A 22,518-nucleotide genomic window follows, 5' to 3' on the forward strand; every position below is an offset into this window, starting at 1 on the left:
GAGTTGCAAAAGAGGACATGAGTCAGGCCCGAGACCATCAGCGCGACCGCTGGCGTATGCCGCAGCTCACGAACCGGCCGCCCCGCTCCGCGGGACCGTCCCGGCTGGGCGATCACGCGGATCACCCGGATCATCCGGAGCCGGCCTCGGCCTCAGGCGCGGCGCCGCCCGCCCGGCCTCGCGCCGCGGGGCACTTCGCCGCCGTCGTTCCGGTACTGATCGTCTCCGCCGTGGCGCCCCTCGCCCTCGTCGGCGGGGCCGGGATGAGCTGGTTGCCGCTGCTCGCCGTCGCCCCCGCGCTGGCCTCCGCGACCAGCGGCCCCTGGAGAGTCCTCCTGGTCGGCTTCCTCGCCGTGGCACTGGGCGCCGGGATCGGCGCCAGCGGCGGCGCGCCGGGCAGCGAGCAGGCGATCGTGCTGTCCGCGCTGGCCGCCGTGACTCTGGCGAGCGGTCTGGCCAGCGCGATGCGCCGGCGCCGGGAACGGGTGCTGGCGGCCGTCCGCTCGGTCGCCGAGGCCGCCCAGCACGCACTCCTGAAGCCCGTGCCCGCCACTGTCGGTCGGTTCCAGGTGGCCGTCCGCTACAGCGCCGCGGCCGCGGAGGCCCGAATCGGTGGAGACCTCTACGCACTGGTGCCCACCCCGTACGGGGTCAGGCTGATCGTCGGCGACGTACGCGGCAAGGGGCTGCCCGCGGTGGGCACAGCCGCTCTGGTGGTCGGCGTGTTCCGCGAGGCCGCCTACGACGAGCCGCGCCTCCTCGACGTCGTCGACAGGATCGAGCGGAGTCTGGCACGCAACCTGGCTTCCGACGACTTCGTCACCGCCGTGGTCGTCGGGTACCCCGACGACGGGCACATGGAGGTGGTCAACTGCGGACACGCCCCACCACTGATGATCCGTCGGTCCGAGGTGGTGGCCGTCGAGCCGACCCGGCACTCCCCGCCTCTCGGGCTGCGTGCCCTCACCGGCGAGACCCCGACCCTCCAGAGGCTGCCCTTCGCCGACGGCGAGCAGTTGCTGCTCTACACCGACGGAGTCACCGAGGCCCGCGACCACCGCCATCAGTTCTACCCGCTCATGGAGCGGGTGGCGCGGCACGCGTCTGACGACGTGTCCCGTACCCTCGCGGCGCTCCACGGCGACCTGCTGGCACACGTGGGCGGTCGGCTCCACGACGACGCGGCGCTGCTCCTGCTCCGCAAGCCGGCCGTCCGCGAATCCATTGCGCGCTGTGCCCCGGAGGGCCCGACGCCGGCTGACGCACATGCCGGGCAGGGCCGAGCAGGCGTCGAGCGCGTGCGGTTCACCGGTCGGCCGCCGGGTGCGCGGTTCGGCGTCGGTAGTAGTGGACGGTGACGGCGGCGAGCAGCGGACCCCAAGCCAGCAGGGGCAGGTAGCAGACGTTCAGCAGCACGACCCCCCACGGCTCCGCCTCCAACTCGCTGTTGAGGGCGGTGTAGACGAACGCCACTCCGTAGACCGACGTCGCCAGCACACCGAACGCCGCCGGGACCACCGCCGCCGCCACCGGGATCGTCCGCCCGCGTAACCACGGCACCCAGCGTGGCCACACCTCGCCCCACGGTCTGACGAGGCCGAGCGCGAGCAGCGCGAACGCTTCGGACACCACGCTCAGGCACACCAGGAACAGCGAACCCCACCCGGGCGCACCCATCGCCTCGTACTCCGAGTGGGCCAGTCCGACGGGGATGCCCACGGCGATGGCGATACGCCACAGCCCCGAAGGCACATTGGTCAGCGCCGCCGCCGTCGCCGCTCTGCGTGCCCAGCGCGGGACGGCGGTCGCGGTCGCGGTCGGGCCCGACGGCGAGGAGATGGGGGCGGTGGTGGCAGTGGGCGGCATGGGGACTCCCTGGTGATCAGCGACCCCGTCATTGAACTGCCCGTCAGGCCGCCCCCGCATCGCGCCGAAGCACGATGCCCGTCACACCCCAGTCGTACGCCGGCATGCACCCTGAGTCGCATGTGGGCCCCGCTCGGCCGGGCGCACGCGGCCCGGGGTGCGCACCCCGGGCGCGGGTGTGCGGGGGGCATGGCGCCCCCCCGCACACCCGCGCCCGACCGTCAGATCCCGAAGGGTGCGGCGTAGCGGACGGTGCCGGTGGGCAGCGGGCGGGACGGGTCCAGGCTGAGGGCCATCATGGCTTCGTCCGGGACGTCGAAGGTCAGGCCGATGCCGTGGGTGGAGGCGCGGGTGAAGCCGAAGCGCGGATAGTACGCCGGGTGTCCGAGGACGGTGACGTAGTACTCGCCCATGCCCTTGGCCGCGGCGAGAGCGGCGCGGATGGCAGCCGAGCCGGCGCCGCCGTTGTGGTGATCCGGGCGTACGGCGACGGGAGCCAGGCACAGGGCCGGGGTGTCGCCGATGTGGCAGCGGGTCAGCAGCGCGTGGCCGATGAGCTCGCCGTCCCCGTCGGTGGAGACGATGGACAGGCCGTCGATCCAGGAGGAGTCGGCGCGCAAGGCGTCGACGAGGTCGGCCTCGAGCGGTGTCTCGAACGCGGCGAGGAGGATGTCGCGGATGGCGGGGATGTCGGCGCCGGTCTCGGCGCGGGTGATCCAGTTGTCGCGTGTACGCATGACGGGATGCGGATCCGTTTCATGGTGAGGTTCGTACGGGCATGGCATCGCCTCGCGAGCTCACGCTCTCGGCGAGGCAAGGACGGCTGGGTCAGACCGTCGCCCGGGACGTGAGGGCGGTCCGGGCGCTGCACTGCGCAGTGGCCTTGAGCGCGGTCATCAGCCCCACCTCCCTTTCGTCCTCGATCCGGATCATGCGAACCCTCGCAAACGTAGCACGCGGGCCGGTGCCGGTGCCGGAGGCGGGGGCGGCCATGACGGGACGACTCTTCGGGCTCCGTCCCTCCGGGCTCCGTCCCCGGGCCCGGCTTTTTTTGCGTACCCGTACTTGAGCGCCCCCTGATTGTTCCGGCCGGGGTCCGGCGGCGAGAGTGGCGGGCAAGAGGCTGCCCCACCAGTCTCCGCAGCCTTCGACCGGGCTGCTGCGGATGGCCGGGCCCCGCCTGCGTCTGTCGAGCGGGGCCAGGTCACGTCGAGGGGCCGCTGCCGCGGCCGGCTGTACGAACATCCCCACTCCGCGTCCCGGCTCGCGAAAGCCGGTGACGTGAAGGAGCCCCACGTGATGACGGTCGAGAAGACACGCTCCGTTACCTCCGGTCGGCGCTGGCCGGGCCGGACCGCCGACGGGACGAGGTCGGCCGTGTGCGTCATGCCCGCGGTCGCCGAATCGGTACCCGTCCTGCGGTGTTTCGCCCGTGACGCGGTGCGGCGGTGGGAACAGTCCGAGGCGGTCGACGAGGCGGTGGCCGTCATCGTGACCGAGCTGGTCGCGAACGCGGTGCGGCACAGCGGCAGCCCCGACGTGGCCGTCCTGCTGGCCGTCGCCGGCCCGACCATGACGGTCCAGGTCCAGGACACCGGGCGGTGGCGGCCACGGCCGGCGGCGCGCCGGGTGAACGAGGAGGACGCCGGCGACCCGCCGTGCCGCGGCCGCGGCCTGCGGATCGTGGAGGCGTACGCGGCCGGCTGCTTCGTCACGGTCACGGCGCGCGGCACCCGGGTGGCCGCCGAGCTGGTGCTGGGAGCCGGTGGCGGACAGCCGCTCGGTGGTGGGTTCACCCGTCCGGGCTGACCGCCGCTCGGTGGTGGGCTCGTCCGTCCGGGCTGACCGCCGTTCGGTGGTGGGCTCGTCCGTCCGTGCTGACCGCCGTTCGGTGGTGGGTTCACTCGTCCCCGGCTGACCGCCGTTCGGTGGTGGGATCGCCCGTCCCCGCTGACCGCTGACCGCTGACGGCCGCGCCGCCGCGGCGGCGCGGCGGCGGCCCGGGCGTACGGTCGCCGCCCCTCGCGCACCCGTCTGTTGCCGCCCCTCGTGCGCCGGTCTAGCGTGGCCAGCACAGGGCCACGGGACCGGTCAGCGCCGCTCCGTCCGGTGCCGTGGGCGAGGCAGGTGATCGCGTGCGAGTCGGCCCCGACCGCGCTGCCGCGGCGACCGGCGGGACCTTCCGATTCGTCGGCAGGCAGCGGGAGTTCGACCTGCTGCTGACCGCGCTCAGCCATCCGCCGGCGGTCGTACTGGTCGAGGGCGAGGCCGGGATCGGCAAGTCCCGCCTGGTCCGCGAGGCCGTGCGGGCCGCGGCGGACCGCCGGGTGCTGACGGGCTTCTGCCACCCGCTGCGCGAGCCCTTCCCGTTCGGCCCGGTCGTGGACGCCCTGCGGAAGGCGGGCCGCTGGCTGCCGCCATCGGGCCGCGTTCCGCCGACCGCCGGTGCGCTGGCACCGCTCCTGCCGGACCTGGCCGACCGGCTTCCGCCCCCGCCGCCGCGGCCGGAGGACGCCCACTCCCAGCGCCATCAGCTGGTGCAGGCGGTCCGCTCGTTCCTGGAGGCACTGGGCCCCGCCGTCCTGGTCGTCGAGGACCTGCACTGGGTCGACGACGCCACCCGCGAGCTGCTCCTCCTGATCGCCAGGGACCTGCCCGAACAGCTGAGCCTGGTGCTCACCTACCGGGCCGAGGACCTGCCGGTGGACGCCCCGCTGCTCGGGGCCGCGTACCGCCGCCCGCCCGGGACCGGCGGCACCACGATCCGCCTCGACCCGCTGTCCGAGCAGGACGTGCGGGATCTGGCGGGTGCCGTGCTCGGCCCGCGCGCCACACCGGCACTCGGCCACGCCCTGTACCACCGCAGCGAGGGCCTGCCACTGGTCGCCGAGGAGGACCTGATCACTCTGTGCGAGCAGGGACAGCTGCTCAGCGGCGGCGACGATCTCACCGCCGGCCTCGAACGCGCCGGGGTGCCCAGGAGCCTGCGCGAAGCGGTCACGGAACGCCTGGCGGCCCTGTCACCGGCCGGGGCGGCGATCGTCGACGCGGCCTGTGTGCTCGCCGTCCCCGCCCCGGAGCCCCTCCTCACCGGCGTCGCCGGCCTGGAGGCCGACGCAGGCGCCAAGGGGCTGACGGAGGCGCTGCGGTCCTCCCTCCTCCGCGAGACCGGCTCTGGCCGGTACGTCTTCCGGCACGTCCTGGCCCAGCAGGCCGCCTACCAGCACATCCCCGGCCCGCAGCGCACCCGCCTGCACCGGCGGGCGGTCGAGGCGCTCGCGGCGCAGTCACCTCCGCCGCTGGTCCAGATCGCGCACCACACCCACGCCCTGGGCGATCACGCGGCATGGCTGCGGCAGGCGGAGGCCGCCGCCGACCAGGCGATCGCCCTGGGCGACCAGGGCACCGCCGCCGCGCTGCTGCACCAGATCCTGGACCAGCCGCGTCTGGACGCCGACCTGCGGTCGCGGGCCGCCCTCGCGCTGGCGCGGATCGCCGTCAACGGCGTCGACCACGCCGCCAACGCCGCCATTCTGCGCCGCATCCTCGCCGATCCGCAGCTGCCGGCGGCCACCCGTGGCGACATCCGCCTGACGCTGGGCATCATCATGATCAGCCAGGTCGGCGACCGGGCCGGCTTCCGGCGGCTCGAAGAGGCCGTCGAGGAGCTGGGCAGCCGCCCCGAACGTGCCGCCCGCGCCATGGCCGCCTTGGCCATGAACGAGCAGAACGGCGCCTCGGACCACGCCTGGACCTGGCTGGACCGGGCCGAGGACACCATCCGGGACAGCCGGAACGACGCCATCCGGGCGACGGTGCGCGCCACCCGGCTCACACTGCTCGCCCGGGACGGCGACGCCCGGGTATGGGCCCTCCTGGACGGGCTGCCGCGGCGGGCGGACGACGCGGACGTCCTCAGGCAGACGGTCCGCGCCCTGTACAACGTCGGCGAGATCGCCATCGAGCTGGGCCACGGCCGCCGTGCCGCCGCGCTGCTGGAGGAGAGCCGGGAGCTCGCCAGGCGCGCGGGCATCCCGTACCTGGAGTGCTACAGCCGCATCGCCCTGCTGCGGCTGGCCGGTCTGGCCGGCCACTGGACGGACCTGGAGCGGCGCTTCGGCGCCCTCGGGGACGAGTTCCCCGACATCCGCATGGCCACGGCGGAGCAGGCCATGGTCAACGCCCGGCTGGCAGCGGCCCGTGGGCAGTACGCCCGCGCTCTGGAGTGGCTGGACGCGGCCGCCGCCTCCGGGGAGCGGGAGTCCCAGGTGACCATGGCCTGCCGGGCGGCCGCGGAGATCGCCGCGATCCGGCTGGCGGAGGGGGCACCGGAGGCCGCCTTCGCGACCACCCTCCCGGCGGTGGCGGCGCTGCGCCGGGCGGGCGCGTGGGCGAGGGCCACCGGTCTGGTGCCCGTGGCCGTCGAAGCGGCCCTCGCCCGCGGCGACCGGGAGGCCGCCGGACGGCTGGCCGAGGACGCCGAGAACGGACTGCGCGGCCGGGACGCGCCCGGCGCCGTCGCCGAACTGCACCTGGCTCGGGGCCTGTTGCGGGGCGAGGACGCCGAAGCCGCCGCCGAGGAGTTCGGGTACGCCCGCGAGATGTGGCGGCAGATCGGGCGCCCGTACGAGACCGCCCGCGCGGCCGAACGCCAGGGGCGCGCCCTGGGCCGCTCCCACCTCGACACGGTCGCCGAGCACCTCACCCGGGCCGCCGACGCCTACGAGCGGCTCGGCGCCACCTCCGACGCCGCCCGCTGCCAGCGGACCCTCCGTGAACTCGGCCTGGCCCGCCCCTCGCCGCGCGGCCGCCGCGGCTACGGGGACCAACTCTCGCCGCGCGAACGGCAGGTCGCCGAGCTGCTCGCCCGAGGCGCCACCAACCAGGACATCGCGCAGGCCCTGTTCCTGTCTCCCCGCACCATCGAGCAGCACGTGGCCCATGTACTCAAGAAGCTGGGCGTCACGAGGAGACACGTCCGCGACGCCCTCTCCGGCGGGAAGCGGTAGTCCCGTCGGCGGGAACCGCCGAGGGCGGGTGGCGTGCGGCGGCCGCACCCCACCCGCCCACCGGGTGCCTATCGGCTGAGCGTTCCGCCGAACTCGACCGCGCCCCGCAGCCCCAGGCTGCCCGGCGTCACCGAGAGGATCGGGAGCGGGTCGCCCTCCTCGCGGGACTGGAAGTCCCAGACGCCGCCCGAGCCGGCGTTCTCGCCGGGCGCGCCGACGGCGATGTCGAGGTAGTTGTCGCCGTTGTAGTCGCCGCTGGCGACCGCCCCGCCGAAGCGGTCGCCCGCCTCGGCCGTGCCGGGCACGCGCTCGGTGTCCTGGGTGCGGGGCGAGCCGACCAGCGTGGCTTCCGGGCCCACCACGGAGAGGGAGTACCAGGAGCCCGCCTTCGCCCGCGTGCCGACGCCCTCGCGGCCGACGCCGACGACCAGTTCGTCGTAACCGCTCCGGTCGACGTCGGCGACGGCGAGCGCCGCGCCGAAGTCGTCCTCGGGCTCGGCGGTGCCGCCGACGGCCCGGGAGGACTGCGTGGCGCATGTGGCCACGCCGCCGAGGGTGGTGCCCGGCTTGCCGAGGATCACGGCGACCGCCCCGCCGAGGCGGTCCTCGCAGAGCGTGCCGTCGGCCTCCGGATTGGCCTGGACCAGGCCGATGGCGAGGTCCGTCGCCTTGTCGCCGTTGAGGTCGCCGGCGACGATCGCGGAACCGTGGTCGCCGGTGGACCAGGTCGTCTTCCAGCCGCCCGACGCCTTGCTGAGGACGTGGGTGCCGGCGCTCTCCATGCCGTCGTACGTCACCGCGAGGTCGTCGCCGCCGTCGCCGTCGAAGTCACCCGTGGTGACGGCCTGAGGAGCGGCGAACTGATACCCCTGGATGAGGGACGTGGCGGTGGACGAGCCCGCGGTGAACGGGCCGCGGCGCAGCTGCATCGCGCCGCCCTCCTCGCCGGCGGTGCTCAGCGCGAGGTCCTTGTGGCCGTCGTGGTCGTAGTCGCCCACCGACAGCAGCCTGCCGAGCCGGCCGTCGGCCGCGCCCTTGGCGGCGGTGAGCCCGCTCTTGAAGCCGGTCGCCGAGCCCCACAGCACGGTGGCGGTGCCCTCGCGGTCGGTGCCGGTGTTCGTGACCTGCTCGCCGGGAGCGGTGACGGTCAGGTCGCTGTAGCCGTCGCCGTTGAGGTCGGCGGCGGCCACCGCCGTACCGAACAGGTCGCCCGCCTCGGCGGTGCCCGGCACCCCGGTGCTGTCCTGGCTGACGCTGGTGGAGCCCTTGCCGCCGAGGCCCTTCGGGCTGCCCCACACCACGTTGACGTAGCCCGCCTTGGCCTTGCCGCCGACGGCCGCCTTCGGCATGCCGACCGCCAGGTCCGCGTACCCGTCGCCGTTGAAGTCGCCCCTGAGGCCGGAGGGGGCCGCGGAGGCGGTGCCCGCGCTCAGGTCCGACATGGCGACGAGGGCGGTCGAGCACAGGACGGCGGTCGAGCAGAGCACGCCCGCCGAGAGAGTCTTTCTGCGCAAGTGGTTCTCCGAAATCCTTGAGAAGAATGAGGGGGGTGGCGTGTGTGGGGGTCAGGCGCCGGCCGCGGTCTCGCCAGGGGCGCCGACCGCGATCTCCGTGCAGCCGTCAGGTGGACGGGCTTCCGGTGTGTGACACACGAGTCGTCCGGAGGGTTGTATGCGGATGTCGTCGAAGTGAACGGGGTTTCCGGGGGGCCGCCTCACCCTCCGGAGGGCCGCGGACGGCGCCGCGGCACGGTGTGCGGGCGGTGCGCCGGGGGCGGTTGGGCCGGTCCGGGTCCACGCGGGCGTCAGAGGGAGGAGGGGGGTACGTTTGCCCGACGGCGGTCAGCCGGCCGCCTCGGGGTGGGAGGAGACCACCATGACGGACCCCATGTCGTTACTCGCCATGACGGGCGCCAGCACGATCGTCGCCGCCATGGCCACCAGCACCTGGGAAGTGGCCCGCGACCGGACCGTGGCGCTGTTCCGGCGGGGCGGCGACGCCGAGGGCGGGGATACGGGTGGCGAAGGCGACGCCATACGCACCGAGTTGGAGGCGGGCGCCGCCCAGGTGCGGGACGCCGCCGCGCCGGAGGGCGCCCGCGGCGCGCAGACGCGGCGCCTGCGGGAGACCCTGGCCGACCTGCTGCACCGCGACCCGGAGGCCGCCCATGAGCTTCAGGCACTGATCGACGAGGTCCAAGGCCGCCTCCGGGACGACCGGCCCGTCTGGCACCAGAGCGTGACGGCCACCGGCGGCGGCTCGGCGTACGGAGCGCTGGGGCCGGGCAGCAGCGTGCACATCCACCACCACGCGCCGCCGCACCCGTCGCCACCCTCCCACCCCACGGGCGCGGGGGACGGCGCCTCGTGACGCAGCACGTACGCGCCGAGAACGGTTTCGCCTACGGTGCGGTCGGCGCGGACATCCACGTCTTCGGCGACGGCGTACCGGTCTACCTGCTCCAGCGGTGGAGGGCCTCGGCCCCGCCCGACGACGGATTCCTGCGCGAGATGCCGAGCCGCATGCTCAACGCCCGGTTCGGCGTCGTGGAGTTCACCGGGCGCTCGGCGGAGCTGGGGGCGCTGCGGCGGTGGCGGGACGACGGGGCGCGGCTGGCCGTGCGGTGGCTGCACGCTCCGGGCGGCCAGGGCAAGACCCGGCTCGCCGACCGCTTCGCGCAGGAGTCGGCGGCCGACGGCTGGCAGGTCGTGACCGCCACGCACGGCCCGGGCAGCGTCCTTCCGCCCCCCGGCAGTCAGGACCTCGGTGCCGCGGCCGACGCCAGGACCCTGCTCATCGTCGACTACGCCGACCGCTGGCCGCTGTCCCACCTGCTGTGGCTGTTCAGCAACGCGCTGCTGCACCGGCCCGCCGGGCGCGCCCGTGTCCTGCTGCTGGCCCGGAGCGACGACGTATGGCCCGCCGTCCGCGCCGCACTGGCCAACCAGCAGGCGGCGACATCCGCCCAGTTCCTCCCGCCGCTGCCCGGCGCGTCCGGCGAGGGGGACGGCGCCGGGGAGGCCGGGACCGAGTCCCCGCGGACGGAGATGTTCACCGCCGCCCGGGACAGCTTCGCCGTCCGGTACGGCATCCCGTCCGTCGGCATCACCGCCCCCGAGACGCTCACCAGCGCCGACTTCGGCCTGACCCTGGCGGTGCACATGGCCGCACTGGTCGCCGTCGACGCCCGCGCCGCGGGCCGGCGGCCACCGCCCGACCTCGCCGGGCTGACCAGCTACCTCCTGGACCGCGAACACCTCCACTGGGCGCGGCTCTACGGGGACGCCGGCGACGCCGACCACGAGATCGCCCCCTCCGCCAAGGCGTTCCGCACGCCGCCCGAGGTGATGAACCGTACGGTCTTCACCGCGGCACTCACCGGGCCGCTGGCTCCCGCGAAGGGGCGGGACGTCGTCGGCGGGATGGGCCTGGGGCTGCCGGCGGGGCGCGTCCTCGCGGACCACGCCGTGTGCTACCCCCGGGCGGATCCGGACCAGGACACCGTCCTGGAACCGCTGTATCCGGACCGGCTCAGCGAGGACTTCCTGGCGCTCACCCTCCCAGGACACCGAGCCGAGTACCCGGCACAGCCGTGGGCCGGGCCGGTCGTCGACACGCTGCTCACAGGCTCGGTCGCCGACAGCTGGACGCCCCGTGCCGTCACCTTCCTCGTCGCCGCCGCCGAGCGCTGGCCGCACATCGGCCCGCGGTACCTGTACCCACTGCTCACGGCCGCCCCCCGACTCGCCGTCGCCGGCGGCAGCGGCGTGCTGTCCGCCCTGGCCGCGCTCGACGGCATCGCTCCCGAGCTCCTCGAAGCCGTCGCCGCGCACTTCCCGTCCTCCCAGCGGCCCGACGTCGACCTCGACCCGGGTATCGCCGCCGTCAGCGTCCGGCTGCTGCCGCACCGCCTCGCCGCCGCGGGACACCCCGGCGACCAGGCCGCCGAACGGCACCGGCTCAGCATCCTGCTCCACCACGCCGGGCGGCTGGAAGAGGCCGTGGCCGAGTCCGGAGCCGCCGTGGAGCAGTACCGGGTGATCGATCCGGACGGCATGCCCACCCCGGCCCTGGCGGTGGCCGTCCAACGCAACCTCGCAGTCGGGCTGAAGGCCCACGGCGTCCGGCTGGCCGCCGTCGGACGGCGTGCCGAGGCACTGGCCGTCACCGAGGAGTCCGTGGACATCCTGCGCGGACTCGCCGAGCGCGACAGGCGGTTCCTTCCGGATCTCGCGAGCGCGCTGCTCAACGTGGGACGCGGTCTGACCCTCGCCGACCGCTGGGACGAGGCGACCGCCGCGACGCGGGAGTGCGTGGCCCTGCACCAGGAACTGGCCGCGGCCGATCCCGCCGCACACGAGTCGGACCTGGCCGCGTCGCTGGTGGCGCTCGGCCTGTGCCTCGGGCGGACGGGCCGGCCGGAGGAAGCGGTGACGGCGACCCGGGAGGGCGTGAGCATCCTGCGCCGGCTCGCGCGGGCCGAGCCGGCCGCCTACACCCCGGCCCTGGCCAATGCCCTGACCAACCTCGCCGCGGCTCTGGCCCGCACCGGCGGTCGCGACGCCGTCCCCGCGGGACGGGAGGCGGCTGCTCTGTACCGGCGGCTCGCCACCGCCAACCCGGCCTCCTACGAGAGCCAACTGGCGAACGTCCTGTCCGGGCTCGGTCTGCGGCTGCTCATGGCGGGGCAGCCGGACGAGGCCGTCGCCGCCGCCCACGAGTCGGTGACGATCCTGCGCCGGCTGGCGGAACGGCGGCCGGAGGCCCACGGGCACTTTCTGGCCGAGGCGCAGGGCGCGCTCAGTACCGTGCTGCTCGCCACCGGGCGACTCGACGACGCCCTCGCCGCGGCGGACGAGTGCGTGGCCGTACGCCGCCGAATGGCCGCGGCCGACCCGGGGGTCATGCCGAAGCTCGCCCACGCCCTGCTCAACGCCACCGGAATCCGGGCCGAGGCGGGCGGCTCCCGGCTGACGGAGGCCGTCCACCTGTTCATCGAGGCCACGGGCGTCTGCGGGCGGCGCGACGCCATCGCGGCGGGCGTCGGCGGCCTGCACCAGGCCGTCGGCTCCCGGCTCGCCGACCGGCTGGCCGCCGAGGGCCGCCCCGACGCGGCCGACCGGATCCGCCGCGCTGTCACGGGGCTGAGCCCCTGACCGGCGGCGGGGCGGGGGGGCGCCGGGCCTCCGGCGCCCGGGCGGGGGACGCCCTCCAGTAGGGCCTGAGCCGGAGCCGACCCCGCCCGCGCGCGTGGTGGCACTGTGGTAGCGGAGGCCACGGAGGCGTGATGCACACCAGCGAGGAGATCTACCACCGCGTCTGCTACGACCCGCGGTTCGACCCCACCAGGTTCGTGCTGGGGATCAGGCAGCGCGGAGCCGCGCCGGAGCGGATGCCGCTGCCCGACTTCGTACCAGGAGGCGAGATCCCCTGGCACCGCGTGCTGTTCTTCGAGGCGGACGGCGAGCTGGTCTGGGACCGCGCCACCGGTGTGGACCGCGTCGACGTCTCGAAGGCCGGGCGGGCACCGGACCCGCGCCGCCTGCGGGCGCCGTTCTTCACGGCCAGGACACCGTACACGTGGGATCCGGCGGCCGGCTGGCGCCCCGCGGGCCGGACGACCCGGGCGGCGCCGACGGCGCGGGGGCTGCGTGTGCTGACCTGGAACGCGCGTCGGGACCGGTACGGCGGCGAGCGCGTCGCCACCGCCCCGCGCCGTCCCCCGCTCCCGGCGGCCCTGAGGGATGCCGACGCGGACGTCATCGCGCTGCAGGACGTGGAGCCCGAACCGCTCGCCACGCTGCTGCGGACCCCATGGGTGCGGGCCGGTTACACACTGAGCACCGATCCGGCCGCGGCGGACATCGACGACAGCGGGCTGCTGCTGCTCAGCCGGCTGCCCGTACGGGAGGCGGGGTGGCACGCCCTCGGGCCGCACAGGTCCGTCACCGCCATGGTCGTGGACACCGCCTCCCACCCGCTCGTGGTGGCCGACACCCGCCTGAGCAGCGACCACTCCGAGGACGGCCCGGCCCGGAGGCGGGCCGAACTGCTCCGGCTCGCCGAGGCGCTGGCCGGTGTGGAGGGCGACCTGATCCTGCTCGGCGACTTCGGTGACGCCGGAGAGGGCGAGGACGGGCCCGCCGCGGGGCTCGGGCTGCTGGACGCCTGGACCGAGGCGCGCGGACCCCACCACCGGACCCCGGCGTCCACCCCGCGCGCCGGTCCGCCGGCCGCGGTCTCCCCGCCGTCGGGCCGGGCCTTGCCACCGGACCGGGTGCTGGTGCGCGCGGACGGCTGGCGCGCGACCGGGGCTGCCCTGCGGGGTGACTCGCCCACCTCGGAGGGTCGGTACGTATCAGCCCCGTACGGCATGCAAGTGGACCTGCGCCTCGGCGCTTACGGCGGGGAGGCGGACCCGGGCGACGGCGCGTACGGCGTGGGGGTGGACCCGGGCGGCGGCGGGTACGGCGCGGGGGCGGACCCGGGCTCCGGCGCGACCCGGCCCGCCGGCGTCCTCGCCGTCGCGCCGACCGCCCGCACCGCCGTGGCCTGGATCCCCCCGCAGGAGCTGTGGCCGTCGATCCAGCACATCCGGCGGCAGCACGACCGGCAGATCCGCCGCTGGCCACCGCACGTCAATCTGCTCTTCGGCTTCGTACCGGAGTCCGACTTCGAGCGGGCGGCGCCGCTGCTCGCCGCGGCGGCCGCCGAGACGACGGCGTTCACCGCCCGCCTGGAGGGCGTACGCGCCTTCAGGCACCGGGAGGACGCCACGGTCTGGCTCGACCCGGCGGCGGCAGACGCGGCACCGTGGGCGGCACTGCACCACGCCCTGGAACGGCGGTTCCCCCGTTGCGAGGGCCGCGCCAAGGGCTTCACCCCGCACCTCTCCCTGGGCCGGACCCGGGATCCGCACCGGCTCGCAGCCCAGTGCGAGGCCCTGTTGGACGGCATGTCGGCGCGGGTGGGGGAGGTAGTCCTGCTCTCCCGCCGAGGTGACGAGCCCATGCGGCCACGGGCCACCGTCGCTCTGGGAACGGGCGAGGTGCGGTGGCTGCCCGAGACGGGCACCGGTGAGCCGGCGGGGGAGTCCGGGCCCCCGGAGGCGCTGGCCGGGCACACCGCCCCGCGCGCCTCGGACGCCGCCCGAGCGGGCGGTGCCGCGTTCGGCGCGGTCGCCGACGCGGTGTGTTCCGGTGCCGCGGCCGGGGCAGACCACGCCGGATTCGCGCGGCTGGCCCGGGAGGTGAAGGCGTGGGCCACGGCGCGCGGCCTCGACTGCGCCCCGTTCGGGGGACTGCCCGATCCGGCCTGGGCGGTACTGGTGGCGCGCACGACCCGCGAGGCCGGCGACGTCCCCGCCGATGACCTGCTCCGGCGCTTCTTCGGCACCTGGGCGGCCTGGGACTGGCGAGAACCGGTCAGCCTCGCCGCCACCTCCACCGGGCCACCGGTCAGCGGGGCCGCGATGACGGTCATGGCCCCCGCCGACCCGGTCCGCAACTGCGCCGCGCGGGTCGGCCCCGGATTCCGGGACCTGCTCACCCAGGAGCTCTACCGGGCCTGGGAGACCCTGGAGACGGCGGCGAAGACCGGCGCGGACGCCTGGCCCGAGCTACTGTCACCTCCGCCCCTGCACCGCCGGCACGCGGCATGGGCGATCCTGTCCGTACGCCCGGGCCGGACCGGACAGCCGGAGGAAGCCCCGGACCGCGTCCGGGGCCGGGTGCGGGCCTTGCTCACCGAACTGGAAGACGCCGGGATACCGGACGCGCACGCCTGGCCCCGCCCGTTCGAGACCGGCCCGGCATCGGAGCGGTACGCGATCGGCCTCGGCCGCACACCGCCGGACGCGGCCCGGCTCGCCGAGATCGCCGCCACGTGGGGCGGCGGCACACCTGGTGTCGAGATCGAATGGGCGGAGTGCGGCGCCGTGCCGACGCTGCGCTAGACGCGGCGCGTGCGAAGCCAGTACGAGCGGGCGGCGACGGTCAGCGCGACGCCGTACACGGCGAACGCGGCCATGCCGATCCAGCTGACCAGCAGCGCGTCCCGTGAGGAGTGGAGGTCGCCGCGCCGCATCGTCACCACGCCGGCCGAAGCCAGGGCCGAGTAGCCGACCCCGAGCACCCCGTACGGAGCGAGTGTGGCGGCACCGATCAGGGCCGGGGCCAGGGGGAGCCAGCGCGGGACGCGGCGGCCGTGCAGGAACAGCGTCCAGCGCGGGAAGATCTGGCCCCAGGGGCGGACCAGGCCCCAGAGCAGGAAGACGCCGAGTGCGGCCAGCAGCACGGTGGGGTCCAGACCCCAGGACTCCATGGTGAGCCACATCTCCGAGGCGCCGTTGCGCTCGGAGACCGCGAGCATCTCCTCGCCCGACACCCCGGCGAAAGTGCCGCCGAAGGCCCACACCAACTTCATCGCCATATACGGGAGGAAGGCCACCGAACCGGCCCAGGCGGCGAGTTGGACCGGCCGGGGAGCGGCGGAGGGCGCCTGCGCGGAGGCGGCGGCGGGCGGGCGGCGGCCGGACCGGGCGGTGGCCGCGAGCAGGAGCACCCCGGCCGCCGCCAGCGCGTGGTGCGCGGCGGACACCCAACTGTCCACCCCTTGGCCGACCATCAGCGTGATCACGTCCATCAGGAGGCTGAACGCGGCGACCCCGGCCAGCGCGCAGACCACCCAGAGCAGCACGCGGAGCGTCGGCCGCGTCCCGTACCGCGCCACCGCCGCACAGGTCAGCGCCGCCGACGCGCCCACCACGGCGACCACCCAACCCAGCGCGGAGGGCCCCGGGCCGCCGCCGTGGTGGAGCAGCGGAGCCCCGCTCAGGGCGCAGCCCACGCCGAAGCAGGCGTACACCACCCCCCAGCACATCGTGACCCGGCCCACCCACCGTTGCGGCCGCTGCCGCCACGTGTGCCAGGGCGTCCTCATCGTCCGTACAGCACCGATCATGTTCCGAACGTCGCATCGACCGCGATGCCGTGGCGTCGGCCGTCTGAACGATCCTCCTCCGCCTGACGGGTGAGTGGCCGTATGAGACTCAGGTATGCGGGTGGTAGTACACGGTCGCGGAGAGCCAGTCACCGTGCTCTGTGACCTCCGAGTGGATGACGATGTCCTGGATCTCCACCGGTCCGAGGGACTCGATGGTGTCAGCCACCCGTCGCAGGAGTGCGGGGGCGCTGTCGCATCCCGGACCCGACGGGTTGGCCTGGGAGAAGTGGCAGACGGTGTGGCGCTCGGGCTCGGCTGGCATGGCGACTGATCGTAGCGGCGGCGCCGCGAGCCCGGCTCCATCAGATCCAACGGCTGCCCGACGGTTACCACCGCCCACAGTGATCGTTTATCCGGATATGGAGAGGAACATCACCACCGCAGCCCTGACACTGTCGCTCATCGCGTTGGCCGGACCGGCCCACGCCCAGGGCGACCCCACGCTGGACATGACGGGCAAGGGCCTGCCCGCCGCCCTCAAGAGCCTCAACAATCTGGAGCAGCTGGACGTCAAGGGTGTGAGCCGCCCGAACCGCAACGCGGTCTGGCCCCCGATGTGGAAGGTGTGTCTCCAGCAGCCGGCCCCGGGAGCGTCCCGGGAGATCCAGCAGGTCAAGTTCGCCGTGGTCAAGAGGGCTGAGCGGTGCCCGTAGCGGAAGGATCCCGGCGGCCTGTTCGAGACGGGTCCGCCGGGCGTGGTTCACGGAGGGCTTGGAGGAGGTGGCGCAGGGCGGCGCCGGGCGGTCCGGGCAGCACGGCCAGCGATGTGGTGAGGGCGGGTGCGGCCAGGCGGCGCAGGGCGATCCGCGGGAATGACGGCACTCCGGTGACCTCGTAGAAGACCGTCCAGGAGGGCGCGCCGGTCGCGATCTCGGCCAGGGTCTCCTGCAAGGTGGTGAACGGCGGCCCCTGGAGCGGTTCGGCTCCGGCCGCGCGCAGGGCCTCGGTGACCAGGTCGTGGAACGGCGGGTTGCTCTCCCGCCGGGCGAGCCGCAGCGGCAGCTCCGCCAGCTGTTCCAGGCGGAGGGCCGCCGCATCCGCCAGCCGGTGATCGGCGGGCAGGGCCACGTACAGCGGATCGGTCCACACCGGCAGGAGTTCCAGACCGGGCGCCGTGGACAGGGCCCGTACGAACGCGGCGTCGAGCTCACCGGAGCGCACCGCGGCGAGTCGGTCGACGACCGCCAGGCGCCGCAGCCGTACCTGGAGGCGCGGGGCGGTGACCGCCAGGTCGTTCAGCAGCCGGTGGATCCGGTCGCCGGGGCCCTGGACGGTGCCGAGCCGCAGCAGTCCCTCGTCGCCGGAGGCGATGTCACCGGCCACCTGACGGACGCGGTGCGCGGCCGCGAGCACGGCCCGTGCCTCGGGCATCAGCCGCTCACCCGCACCGGAGAGGCGCACATGGCGGGTCGAGCGGTCGAACAGGACCACCCCGAGCTCGCGTTCAAGACGGCTGATCTGCTGGCTGACCGCCGACGGGACGATGCCGAGGCGCTCGGCGGCGCGGCCGAAGCCGCCCTCCTCGGCGACGGCCGTGAAGTACCGCAGCTGCCGCAGTTCCATCGGTCCTCCGCTGTCCACACTGTTCACGATCCGTGAATTCTGGAGGTGTCAACCGCTTCTGGTACGGCGCTTCTTCCTGGGTTCGAATGGAATCCGATCACAGGATCCGAGAAGAAGGGGAGCCGAAGAGATGACGGCGAACGCCGGACGCACCGCGGACGCGTTGATCGTGCGGGCCGAGGAGGCCGAGAGCGTACCTCTGCCGCATGGTGGAGGGTTCCGACTGCTGGCCGACGCCGGCGCGACCGGCGGAGCCCTGGGCGCCAACCGCCTGGTCCTCAAAGGGGGCGCCGACGGCGCCAGACCGCACTACCACGCGCTGTCGTCGGAGATGTTCTACGTGCTCGACGGGGCGGTGGACTTCTTCCTGGACGGTGGCATGGCGACCGTGGGCCGGGGAGGGCTGGTCGTCGTGCCGCCCGGGATGCCGCACGCCTTCGGCGCCGCTCATGGCGGCGACGCCGATCTGATCGCGGTCCTGACTCCCGGCATCGAACGGTTCGGATACTTCCGTGCCCTGGGCCGCATCCAGCACGGTCAGGACTCCTTCGACAGCCTCCTGCCCGAGCAGGACCGCTACGACGTGCACTTCCTCGACGCCGCCGACTGGCAGTCGGCACGGGCCGGCAGGACGAGGACGGGCTGAGGCCCGCCGCAGGGTCAGGACGCGCGCGTGCTCGCCCGCCACTGGGGGGCGAGCACCGACCAGACCTCGATGTCACGCCGCTTCCCCCGGTACAGGAAGCTCTCCCGCAGCACGGCGTCCCTCGTCATCCCCAGCCGCCGGGCCACGGCGATGCTGGCCTCGTTCGCCGCCGAGACCCGCCACTCCACGCGGTGGATGCCCCGCTCCTCGACGGCCCAGTCGATGATCACCCGCACGGCCCGGGTCACCAGGCCCCTGCCCGCCGCCGACGGCTCCAGCCAGCAGCCCGCCTCGGCGGTGCCCTGCGCGACGTCCATCGTCCGGAAGAGGACTCCGCCGACCAGTTTGCCGTCCAGCCAGATGCCGTGGATCCGCCCGGTGTCGGCCGCGGCCTTCTCCGCGTACGCCTGGAGGAACGCCCGACTCGACTCCGCGTCCGTGACGACGTCCGCGAGCAAGATGTGCTGCCCGACGAACTCCCGTCCCCGGTCGATGTGGGCCAGGAACTCCTCGGCCCGCCACGGCTCGAGCGGGCGCAGCTCCGCGCCGTCGTCGCCCAGGGATATCGCGTACATCGTCGTCCTCCACGGTCGAGACCCGGCACACTGCGAAGTGATCTTCTCACGGGCCCCGAATACCGGGCCTGTGCGCCGGAGTCGACGGGGTCGTCTGGGACGATGGCCCCCATGGACGAGGAAGTCATTCCCATTCTTCATGTCGAGGACGCCGCCGCGGCGGTCGCGTGGTACGGCCGCCTGGGCTTCACCCAGCAATGGGAGCATCGCTTCGAAGCGGGGCTCCCCGCTTTCGTCGAGGTCGCCCGTGGCCGGGTGAGGCTGTTCTTGTCAGAGCACAAGGACGACGCCCGTCCCGATACGCTGGTGTACCTCCGTGTCCGCGATGTCGACGCCATCGCGGCCGAGTTCGGAGTCCGGGCAGCGGACGCGCCCTGGGCACGCGAGATCGAACTGCGCGACCCTTACGGAAACCGGCTACGGGTGGCCACGCCCACAGAATGAACACCGCCGGGTTCGCGCCCGTTTCGGGTTTTCCCGGCAGCCATACCGATTGCCCCGGACCGACCACGGTCCGGGGCAATCGGGTGGTGAGGACGCGGCGGGCTCCTGGTGGTCCGGTCAGTGGCCGGTCACATGGAACGTGAGATCCCAGGTCGCCGGGGTCAGGAGCCTCAGCTTCATCTCGCCGCCCGCGTCACGGAACTTCCCGGTGCCTCCGGTGATCGCGTTGGTGACCGGACTCGGCGTCGGAATTCCCGTCTGCTCGCCCTGCACGGTGATCTGCCCTCCCGAGAACACCGCGGTTGTCGAACACTGCCCGGAGTTGCGTTCCAGGGCGGTGATGACACAGAACCCGCCGAAGCGGCCGACGACGCGACCCGCCGGTTTCGCCGTCGAAAGCAGGTTGCCGCTGAAGACGAACTGGTCGCCGACACTACGGCCCGGTGCCCCCAGGTCCAGCTCTTCGCCGACCAGGAGATTGGCCTCCACGTGGATGACATGGGACGTGTTCACCGCGGAAACGTTGGCAGTACGGGGTGCCGGCGTCCGGGCCCCGGTGTCGCCTCGGCCGTCCCCGGGAGGGCTGACGCCACTGACCGTCAGCGACGCCAGAACGGCGGCTCCCGTGGCCACAACGGCATACCGTATCCGCCGCTTGCCTGTTCTCATGATGCTCTCCTGCTCCCAGCGAGAAAGTGAATGCCGGTTTTCACGGTAATGCGGCAAGAGGAAGTGCGCCGCTGGACTCGGCCGTTCGGGTACCTCTCCGTGAATGGTGCAATCGCCTCACGTATTGACGGTTACTCAACCTGGTGAAGCCTTCCGGATGACCGCGAGAAGCGACGACGGCGGTGACGATGCGTCTCCTGGTGATCGAGGACGAGGAGCGGCTCGCCGAAGGGCTGCGCCACGGGCTGGAGGCCGAGGGCTTCGCCGTGGACGTGGCCCTCAACGGCACCGACGGCCTGTGGATGGGCCAGGAGAACCCTTACGACGCGATCGTCCTCGACATCATGCTGCCCGGGCTCAACGGCTACCGGGTCTGCGCCGCCCTGCGGGAGCAGGGCATCTGGACCCCGATCCTCATGCTCACCGCGAAAGAGGGCGAGTGGGACGAGGTCGAGGGCCTGGACACCGGTGCGGACGACTATCTGACCAAGCCTTTCTCCTACGCGGTCCTGATCGCCCGGCTGCGGGCCCTGCTGCGCCGGGGCGCCCCCGCGCGGCCCACGGTGCTGGCAGCGGGGGACCTGCGACTCGACCCGGCGGCCAAGCGGGTGTGGCGGGGCCCGAACGAGGTGGAGCTGACCGCCCGGGAGCTCTCGCTCCTGGAGTTCCTGCTGCGCCACCGGGGCGAGGCCGTCTCCAAGCAGGACATCCTCGATCACGTCTGGGACTACGACTTCGAGGGCGACCCGAACATCGTCGAGGTCTACGTGCGGCGTCTGCGCAACAAGCTCGACCGCCCCTTCGGGCGGGCGGCCATCGAGACCCTGCGGGGCTCCGGATACCGGCTGGCCGCTGATGGCGGCTGACAGGCCGGCGGACCCGGGCCGGAGGGACCCGCGCCGTACCCGCCCACCCCGGACGAACCCACGCCGGACGGACCCGCGCCGTACGAACCCAAGCCGCACAAGCTGGCGCGCCCTGTCCGGCACCGTCCGCGTCCGGTCGACCGTCGCGGCGGTGCTCGTGGTGGCCGTCGCGCTGGTCGCCGGGGCCCTGACGCTGGTGACCGGACTGCGCGGCACGCTCACCGACCAGGTGCGTTCGGCGGCCAGGGCCCGGGCCGCCGAGGTGGCCGCGCAGCTCGAAGCGGGGCGGGAGCCGACCCTGGCGGTCGCCGAAGAGGACGAGGAGGTGGTCCAGATCCTCGACGCGGACGGCCGGGTCGTGGCGTCCAGCCCCAACGTCCGCGGCAGCCCCGCGTTGGCGACACTGCGGCCGGGGCAGTCGGCGCAGATCGCGACGCCGGTCGACGACGACCGGTTCATCGCCGTGGCCGCGGCCGCCGACACCCCGGAGGGCGCGCGCACCGTGGTCGCCGCCCGCGCGCTCGCGGACGTCTCCGATTCGACGCAGACCGTCATCAGGCTGCTGCTGATCGGTCTGCCGGTGCTGTTGCTGCTGGTCGGTTTCACGACCTGGAAGGCGGTGGGGCGGGCGCTGGCTCCGGTGGAGGCGATCCGCACCCGGGTCGACGAGATCTCCGCCGCCGAGCTGCACCGCAGGGTCCCCGAGCCGCCCGGAACCGACGAGATCGCCCGCCTGGCGGCGACGATGAACCGCATGCTGGGCCGCCTGGAGCGCGCCCAGGCCAGTCAGCGGCGCTTCGTCTCCGACGCCTCCCACGAGCTGCGCTCGCCCGTCGCCACCATCCGGCAGCACGCCGAGGTCGCCCTCGCCCACCCCGAACGCATCCCCGTCACCGGCCTGGCCGAGACGGTGCTGGCTGAGGGGCTCCGTATGCAGTACCTGGTCGACGACCTGCTCCTGCTGGCCCGGGCCGGCGAGGAGACCCTGGCGCTCCAGCGCCGCCCGGTCGATCTCGACGATCTGGTCTTCGAGGAGGCGGGCCGGCTGCGAGCGGTGACCGGTCTGCGGATCGACACCGCCGCCGTCTCGGCCGGGCGCGTCCGCGGCGACGCCACGGGGCTGCGGCGCATGCTGCGCAATCTCGCGGACAACGCCGCCCGATACGCCCGCCGGCAGGTGGCCTTCACCCTCTCCGAACGGGCCGGGAGCGTGGTCCTCACCGTCGAGGACGACGGTGACGGCATCCCGGAGGCCGAGCGTGAGCGGGTCTTCGAGCGGTTCGTACGACTCGACGACGCCCGGGCCCGCGACCACGGAGGGACCGGTCTCGGTCTCGCGATCGTCGCCGAACTCGTCCGCGCGCACGGCGGCACGGTCGCGATCGCCGACAGCGGGCTGGGCGGGGCGCGCATCGAGGTGGTTCTCCCCTCCGCAGAGGGCGCGTGAGTTCAGCCTCTGTTCAGCATGTGCGGCGCACGATGGGGGTGCACGGGAATGGGGTGAGCAGGAGAGGAGCCCCGTGATGAACCGCAAGAAGAAGTGGATCGTCGGCGCGGTGGCCACCGCCGCCCTGATCGGCGGCGGAACGGGAATCGGCCTGGCGAGCAGCGGCGGGGACGACTCCGAGCCGCCGATCACCGGGCGCGCCCTGGAGAAGGCGAGCGCCGCGGCACTCGACCACACCGGCGGCGGCCGGGTCACCGACTCCGAGGTCGGCGACGAGGACGCCTTCTACGAAGTCGAGGTGACCCTCCCCGACGGCAGCCGGGTCGACGTCCACCTCGACGAGGGCTTCAAGGTCGTCGGCAGCCAGCCCGACCACGGCCCGGAAGACGAAGGCGACGACTGACCGCCTCGGCCTCATCCCCCTTCATCG

The 22,518-nt window shown here is 74.2% G+C and carries 20 protein-coding genes; 12 read left to right on the forward strand and 8 right to left on the reverse strand.

Annotated elements, in window-relative coordinates; genetic code table 11:
• Positions 1-17 precede the first annotated feature (17 nt).
• Positions 18-1,358 (forward strand): PP2C family protein-serine/threonine phosphatase, encoded by a 1,341-nt coding sequence (locus ACQUSR_RS29925; protein ID WP_431045875.1) that lies wholly within the window; start codon positions 18-20, stop codon positions 1,356-1,358.
• Here ACQUSR_RS29925 and ACQUSR_RS29930 read toward each other — a convergent pair.
• The gene (locus tag ACQUSR_RS29930) at positions 1,306-1,866 is read right to left on the reverse strand and encodes a hypothetical protein (RefSeq protein WP_431045877.1); all 561 of its coding nucleotides are present in this window, start codon (positions 1,864-1,866) and stop codon (positions 1,306-1,308) included. The genes ACQUSR_RS29925 and ACQUSR_RS29930 overlap by 53 nt on opposite strands.
• Before the next feature lie 221 nt (positions 1,867-2,087).
• Complete coding sequence (locus ACQUSR_RS29935; protein ID WP_431045879.1) at positions 2,088-2,603, reverse strand: GNAT family N-acetyltransferase; 516 nt, start codon at positions 2,601-2,603, stop codon at positions 2,088-2,090.
• 562 nt (positions 2,604-3,165) lie between these two features.
• On the opposite strand from ACQUSR_RS29935, the gene ACQUSR_RS29940 reads away from it, so the two are divergent.
• Together ACQUSR_RS29940 and ACQUSR_RS29945 are read left to right on the forward strand one after the other, a co-directional pair.
• On the forward strand, positions 3,166-3,675 hold the full coding sequence (locus tag ACQUSR_RS29940; RefSeq protein ID WP_431045881.1) for an ATP-binding protein: 510 nt from the start codon (positions 3,166-3,168) through the stop codon (positions 3,673-3,675).
• 326 nt (positions 3,676-4,001) lie between these two features.
• Complete coding sequence (locus ACQUSR_RS29945; RefSeq protein ID WP_431045883.1) at positions 4,002-6,875, forward strand: ATP-binding protein; 2,874 nt, start codon at positions 4,002-4,004, stop codon at positions 6,873-6,875.
• 68 nt (positions 6,876-6,943) lie between these two features.
• On the opposite strand, the gene ACQUSR_RS29950 is transcribed toward ACQUSR_RS29945, so the two are convergent.
• Positions 6,944-8,389 carry an FG-GAP repeat protein gene (locus tag ACQUSR_RS29950; protein WP_431045885.1) on the reverse strand — a complete coding sequence of 482 codons (1,446 nt, stop codon included), beginning with the start codon at positions 8,387-8,389 and terminating at the stop codon, positions 6,944-6,946.
• 361 nt (positions 8,390-8,750) lie between these two features.
• Between ACQUSR_RS29950 and ACQUSR_RS29955 the strand changes: the two genes are divergently transcribed.
• From ACQUSR_RS29955 to ACQUSR_RS29965, 3 genes are all read left to right on the forward strand, one after another.
• Positions 8,751-9,245 (forward strand): hypothetical protein, encoded by a 495-nt coding sequence (locus ACQUSR_RS29955; protein WP_431045887.1) that lies wholly within the window; start codon positions 8,751-8,753, stop codon positions 9,243-9,245.
• A complete protein-coding gene (locus ACQUSR_RS29960) occupies positions 9,242-12,031 on the forward strand; it encodes a tetratricopeptide repeat protein (protein ID WP_431045889.1) in 2,790 nt (929 codons plus the stop codon). The genes ACQUSR_RS29955 and ACQUSR_RS29960 overlap by 4 nt, the downstream gene beginning before the upstream one ends.
• A gap of 131 nt (positions 12,032-12,162) precedes the next feature.
• Positions 12,163-14,829: a poly(A) polymerase gene (locus ACQUSR_RS29965; protein WP_431045891.1), complete on the forward strand. Its 2,667-nt coding sequence runs from the start codon at positions 12,163-12,165 to the stop codon at positions 14,827-14,829.
• Here the strand turns inward: ACQUSR_RS29965 and ACQUSR_RS29970 are convergent.
• Together ACQUSR_RS29970 and ACQUSR_RS29975 are read right to left on the reverse strand one after the other, a co-directional pair.
• Entirely contained in the window at positions 14,826-15,836 is a 1,011-nt protein-coding gene (locus ACQUSR_RS29970) for a hypothetical protein (protein ID WP_431045893.1), read from the reverse strand. The genes ACQUSR_RS29965 and ACQUSR_RS29970 overlap by 4 nt on opposite strands.
• 88 nt (positions 15,837-15,924) lie before the next feature.
• Complete coding sequence (locus tag ACQUSR_RS29975) at positions 15,925-16,140, reverse strand: hypothetical protein (RefSeq protein WP_431045895.1); 216 nt, start codon at positions 16,138-16,140, stop codon at positions 15,925-15,927.
• Between the two features lie 97 nt (positions 16,141-16,237).
• On the opposite strand from ACQUSR_RS29975, the gene ACQUSR_RS29980 reads away from it, so the two are divergent.
• Complete coding sequence (locus ACQUSR_RS29980; RefSeq protein WP_431045897.1) at positions 16,238-16,531, forward strand: hypothetical protein; 294 nt, start codon at positions 16,238-16,240, stop codon at positions 16,529-16,531.
• Here the strand turns inward: ACQUSR_RS29980 and ACQUSR_RS29985 are convergent.
• Positions 16,506-17,441: a LysR family transcriptional regulator gene (locus ACQUSR_RS29985; protein ID WP_431045899.1), complete on the reverse strand. Its 936-nt coding sequence runs from the start codon at positions 17,439-17,441 to the stop codon at positions 16,506-16,508. The two genes, ACQUSR_RS29980 and ACQUSR_RS29985, sit on opposite strands and share 26 nt — an antisense overlap.
• A gap of 130 nt (positions 17,442-17,571) precedes the next feature.
• On the opposite strand from ACQUSR_RS29985, the gene ACQUSR_RS29990 reads away from it, so the two are divergent.
• On the forward strand, positions 17,572-18,087 hold the full coding sequence (locus ACQUSR_RS29990; RefSeq protein ID WP_431045901.1) for a cupin domain-containing protein: 516 nt from the start codon (positions 17,572-17,574) through the stop codon (positions 18,085-18,087).
• A gap of 14 nt (positions 18,088-18,101) precedes the next feature.
• Here the strand turns inward: ACQUSR_RS29990 and ACQUSR_RS29995 are convergent, their stop codons facing one another.
• Positions 18,102-18,662: a GNAT family N-acetyltransferase gene (locus tag ACQUSR_RS29995; RefSeq protein ID WP_431045903.1), complete on the reverse strand. Its 561-nt coding sequence runs from the start codon at positions 18,660-18,662 to the stop codon at positions 18,102-18,104.
• A gap of 111 nt (positions 18,663-18,773) precedes the next feature.
• On the opposite strand from ACQUSR_RS29995, the gene ACQUSR_RS30000 reads away from it, so the two are divergent.
• Entirely contained in the window at positions 18,774-19,106 is a 333-nt protein-coding gene (locus ACQUSR_RS30000) for a glyoxalase superfamily protein (protein WP_431045905.1), read from the forward strand.
• 117 nt (positions 19,107-19,223) lie between these two features.
• On the opposite strand, the gene ACQUSR_RS30005 is transcribed toward ACQUSR_RS30000, so the two are convergent.
• Positions 19,224-19,619: a dirigent protein gene (locus ACQUSR_RS30005; RefSeq protein ID WP_431045907.1), complete on the reverse strand. Its 396-nt coding sequence runs from the start codon at positions 19,617-19,619 to the stop codon at positions 19,224-19,226.
• Between the two features lie 344 nt (positions 19,620-19,963).
• Here ACQUSR_RS30005 and ACQUSR_RS30010 point away from each other — a divergent pair, with 344 nt between their 5' ends.
• The 3 genes from ACQUSR_RS30010 (at position 19,964) to ACQUSR_RS30020 (ending at position 22,491) form a co-directional block, all read left to right on the forward strand.
• Positions 19,964-20,641, forward strand: coding sequence for a response regulator transcription factor (locus ACQUSR_RS30010; RefSeq protein WP_431047925.1), 678 nt, complete (start codon positions 19,964-19,966; stop codon positions 20,639-20,641).
• Positions 20,642-20,792: 151 nt separating this feature from the next.
• Entirely contained in the window at positions 20,793-22,088 is a 1,296-nt protein-coding gene (locus tag ACQUSR_RS30015) for a sensor histidine kinase (RefSeq protein ID WP_431045909.1), read from the forward strand.
• 76 nt (positions 22,089-22,164) lie between these two features.
• A complete protein-coding gene (locus ACQUSR_RS30020) occupies positions 22,165-22,491 on the forward strand; it encodes a PepSY domain-containing protein (protein WP_431040859.1) in 327 nt (108 codons plus the stop codon).
• Positions 22,492-22,518: the final 27 nt, after the last annotated feature.

Source organism: Streptomyces sp. P1-3, assembly GCF_050613155.1.
Lineage (GTDB): Bacteria > Actinomycetota > Actinomycetes > Streptomycetales > Streptomycetaceae > Streptomyces.

Excerpts from the sequence above, each read along its gene's own strand:
- ACQUSR_RS30010 (WP_431047925.1), top strand. The coding sequence starts at position 19,964 with ATGCGTCTCCTGGTGATCGAGGACGAGGAGCGGCTCGCCGAAGGGCTG.
- ACQUSR_RS29970 (WP_431045893.1), bottom strand. The coding sequence starts at position 15,836 with ATGATCGGTGCTGTACGGACGATGAGGACGCCCTGGCACACGTGGCGG.
- ACQUSR_RS29965 (WP_431045891.1), top strand. The coding sequence starts at position 12,163 with ATGCACACCAGCGAGGAGATCTACCACCGCGTCTGCTACGACCCGCGG.
- ACQUSR_RS29995 (WP_431045903.1), bottom strand. The coding sequence starts at position 18,662 with ATGTACGCGATATCCCTGGGCGACGACGGCGCGGAGCTGCGCCCGCTC.
- ACQUSR_RS29955 (WP_431045887.1), top strand. The coding sequence starts at position 8,751 with ATGACGGACCCCATGTCGTTACTCGCCATGACGGGCGCCAGCACGATC.
- ACQUSR_RS29990 (WP_431045901.1), top strand. The coding sequence starts at position 17,572 with ATGACGGCGAACGCCGGACGCACCGCGGACGCGTTGATCGTGCGGGCC.
- ACQUSR_RS29930 (WP_431045877.1), bottom strand. The coding sequence starts at position 1,866 with ATGCCGCCCACTGCCACCACCGCCCCCATCTCCTCGCCGTCGGGCCCG.
- ACQUSR_RS29935 (WP_431045879.1), bottom strand. The coding sequence starts at position 2,603 with ATGCGTACACGCGACAACTGGATCACCCGCGCCGAGACCGGCGCCGAC.
- ACQUSR_RS29985 (WP_431045899.1), bottom strand. The coding sequence starts at position 17,441 with ATGGAACTGCGGCAGCTGCGGTACTTCACGGCCGTCGCCGAGGAGGGC.
- ACQUSR_RS29975 (WP_431045895.1), bottom strand. The coding sequence starts at position 16,140 with ATGCCAGCCGAGCCCGAGCGCCACACCGTCTGCCACTTCTCCCAGGCC.
- ACQUSR_RS29980 (WP_431045897.1), top strand. The coding sequence starts at position 16,238 with ATGGAGAGGAACATCACCACCGCAGCCCTGACACTGTCGCTCATCGCG.
- ACQUSR_RS29940 (WP_431045881.1), top strand. The coding sequence starts at position 3,166 with ATGACGGTCGAGAAGACACGCTCCGTTACCTCCGGTCGGCGCTGGCCG.
- ACQUSR_RS30020 (WP_431040859.1), top strand. The coding sequence starts at position 22,165 with ATGAACCGCAAGAAGAAGTGGATCGTCGGCGCGGTGGCCACCGCCGCC.
- ACQUSR_RS29925 (WP_431045875.1), top strand. The coding sequence starts at position 18 with ATGAGTCAGGCCCGAGACCATCAGCGCGACCGCTGGCGTATGCCGCAG.
- ACQUSR_RS30000 (WP_431045905.1), top strand. The coding sequence starts at position 18,774 with ATGGACGAGGAAGTCATTCCCATTCTTCATGTCGAGGACGCCGCCGCG.